At 54.5% G+C, this 2,999-nt stretch carries 3 protein-coding genes and 1 pseudogene; 3 read left to right on the forward strand and 1 reads right to left on the reverse strand.

What is annotated here, in order from left to right; all coding sequences use genetic code 11:
• From moaC to lexA, 3 genes are all read left to right on the forward strand, one after another.
• A partial coding sequence (gene moaC, locus ABJQ89_RS03290; RefSeq protein WP_348494846.1) for a cyclic pyranopterin monophosphate synthase MoaC occupies positions 1-449 on the forward strand: 449 nt, incomplete at its 5' end.
• Positions 446-1,618: a gephyrin-like molybdotransferase Glp gene (gene glp / locus ABJQ89_RS03295; protein WP_348494847.1), complete on the forward strand. Its 1,173-nt coding sequence runs from the start codon at positions 446-448 to the stop codon at positions 1,616-1,618. The genes moaC and glp, both read left to right, overlap by 4 nt.
• Positions 1,619-1,696: 78 nt before the next feature.
• A complete protein-coding gene (gene lexA / locus ABJQ89_RS03300; RefSeq protein WP_348494848.1) occupies positions 1,697-2,395 on the forward strand; it encodes a transcriptional repressor LexA in 699 nt (232 codons plus the stop codon).
• Here the strand turns inward: lexA and ABJQ89_RS03305 are convergent.
• A pseudogene (locus ABJQ89_RS03305) lies at positions 2,392-2,999 on the reverse strand (competence protein); the annotation flags it as partial. The gene lexA and the pseudogene ABJQ89_RS03305 overlap by 4 nt on opposite strands.

A 2,999-nucleotide genomic window follows, 5' to 3' on the forward strand; every position in this document is an offset into this window, starting at 1 on the left:
AGGGCGAGGCGCATATGGTGGATGTGTCTGAAAAGGCCATCACGTCCCGCATCGCGACCGCTGCCGGCTGGATCAAGATGAGCCAAGAGGCATTCGACATTGTTTCCAGCGGCACTGCGAAAAAAGGTGACGTTCTAAGCATTGCGCAGTTGGCGGGGATCATGGGCGCCAAGAAGACGCCCGATCTGATCCCGCTTTGTCACCCGCTGCCTATTGCCAAGGTCGGTCTTGATCTGGAACTCGACGCCGATCTACCAGGCGTGCGCATTATCGGCACAGTCAAAACCACAGGTCAAACCGGCGTTGAGATGGAAGCGCTAACTGCTGTCAGCACCGCCGCCCTTACGGTCTATGACATGGTGAAAGCCGTCGACAAAACAATGGAAATTGGCGGCATTCATGTGACCTTAAAAGATGGCGGTAAGTCAGGCCGTTACAGCGCAGAATGATTTCAGTCGACGAAGCGCTCGAACAGCTACGCGGACTTGCGCAGCCCTTAGATATCGAGACGGTCCCTTTGCGCGACGCCGCAGGTCGGGTTTTGGCAAAAACGGTCACGACAGCGCGTCAGCAACCGCCCTTTGCAGCTTCTGCTATGGATGGATATGCCATCAACTTTAGCGAATTTATCGCTGGCAAAACGCTCCGTGTTATCGGGGAATCTGCGGCGGGCGCGCGCTTTGAGGGCAAAATCTTTGAAGGCGAAGCTGTTCGCATTTTTACAGGTGCCCCCCTCCCCACAGGCGCCGATTGGGTGGTGATTCAAGAAGACATCTCTCGCATAAGCAATCAAATCACCATTCGCGAGACCAGCGAGAGCAAACCACATATTCGCCCAGCAGGTGCTGATTTCGAAATTGGTCAAACGCTTGAAGCGCCTCAAATTCTGACACCGCAGCTCGTCGCTTTGTTAGCTTCAATGAATATCGCCGAGGTTCCGGTGACGCGACGCCCCGATGTTGCTCTGATTTCCACGGGAACCGAATTGGTGATGCCCGGTGAAACACCCGGACCTGATCAAATCATTGCTTCCAACACCTTTGGGCTGAAAGCAATGCTGGAGCAATTGGGCGCAACGGTGCGCTTGATCCCGATTGCGCATGATACATTGCCCGCGCTCAACACTGCCTTTGATCTGGCGCGGCGCGCTGATCTGATCATTACTATTGGCGGCGCCTCTGTTGGGGATCATGATCTTGTGGCAGACGTTGCCGAAACGCTTGGTATGGAACGGTCTTTCTACAAGGTCGCCATGCGCCCAGGCAAACCGTTGATGGCGGGTAAACTCGGTCATTCCGCAATGATTGGACTGCCGGGCAATCCGGTTTCAGCCATGGTCTGTGGCACAGTTTTCGTGCAGCCCATAGTGCGCGCGATGCTAGGGCTAGGCTTCGCAGCGGCACCTCAATTGGACGCAACTCTAGCGGCTGATCTTCCTGCAAATGGACCGCGCACACACTACATGCGCGCCGCGGTGCAAGACGGGAAAATCACAGCGTTCGACAGGCAGGACAGTGCTTTGCTTAGCGTTCTGGCTCAGGCCAACGCATTGCTGATCCGCGCGCCCAACGATCCCGCACGTACCGCAGGCGAAGCAGTAAAATACGTCGCGCTCTAGCGCCACGCAACAAATCGTTGACACAAAACGAGAACATCGATAGAACAAAGCAAAACTGCACAGCAGGAGGATGCAGATATGCTGACCAAAAAACAGCTCGATTTGCTGGAATTTATCAATAAACGCATGCAGATAGACGGTGTTCCCCCTTCGTTTGATGAAATGAAGGAAGCATTGGATTTGCGGTCTAAATCAGGCATTCACCGTTTGATCACGGCACTGGAAGAACGCGGGTTTATTCGACGTCTTGCACACCGTGCCCGAGCGATTGAAATCGTGAAGCTGCCAGACAGTATGGGCATGGCCCCTGCAGGGTTCGTGCCCCGCGTTGTTGAAGGCGGCAAGCCAGAGGCCTCTGCCCCACGTGAAGCCCGTCCTGTTGAAGCTGTGCAAGCGATGGAACTGCCTGTGATGGGCCAAATCGCAGCTGGTGTTCCAATCGAAGCGATCAGCCATGCGTCTCACAATGTTGCGGTCCCGAGCCAAATGCTCTCCGGCGCAGGTGAACATTACGCGCTTCAAGTCAAAGGCGACTCAATGATTGATGCGGGGATTAACGATGGCGATACTGTGGTCATTCGCGAAACTAATTCTGCCGACAATGGCGATATTGTTGTGGCACTGGTTGAAGATCAGGAAGCTACGCTGAAACGCTTCCACCGCAACGGGACGACTATTGCGCTTGAGGCGGCAAACCCAGCCTATGAAACGCGCTTCTTTTCTCATGAACAGGTGAAGGTTCAGGGTCGTTTGGTCGGGTTGATCCGCAGCTATTAGTGGTTCAATCGCGCTTTTCTTAAGTCGCGATCATTCCAATATCTTTGGCCCGCCACCGCGCGGGCCGTTATTATTTCCAGCGTGCCATCTTTGGTAAAATTAAGCGCAACGCTGCCTGTCGAGCGAAGCCGTTTAATATCGAATATTTCGCAATAGATTTGCCCCTCATAAGCTTCGGAAAAGACGGCGATGTCCTTTTCTGAGCACTGCGTAAAATCTTTGAGCCCACGTTTTCCCGACGCGGCATAGATGGTCCGTTCGTGGGCGGAAATCGCGCGCAGGTCATCGCCCCAACGCTGCGCTGCGAGGTCCTGTTTGCTCAAATCACCATCGTTTTCCAACCAAACCCCAGCAACGAACCCAGCTCCAGTTGGTTTGTTCAAGGCGCGCCCATTTTCGAGCTGCACGCCCACCAATTTGCCAGTGTCTGAGATCAGAACATCAGGGCGCTCTGCACTGGCCCAACCAAAGCAAGCGGCGCAAATTGGAATGGCCCCGACATAGCGAAACCGTGACACCATCAAACCAAGCACCAACAATCCCAGACAAAGCGTAAGAAAGGCCCAATCTGGCGGCGCAACTACGCGGCTGAGGCTATTGGGCC

The organism is Planktotalea sp., from assembly GCF_039984035.1.
In the GTDB taxonomy this organism is placed as follows: Bacteria; Pseudomonadota; Alphaproteobacteria; order Rhodobacterales; family Rhodobacteraceae; genus Planktotalea.

Coding starts and splice junctions, on each gene's coding strand:
- glp (WP_348494847.1), top strand. CDS start 446: ATGATTTCAGTCGACGAAGCGCTCGAACAGCTACGCGGACTTGCGCAG.
- lexA (WP_348494848.1), top strand. CDS start 1,697: ATGCTGACCAAAAAACAGCTCGATTTGCTGGAATTTATCAATAAACGC.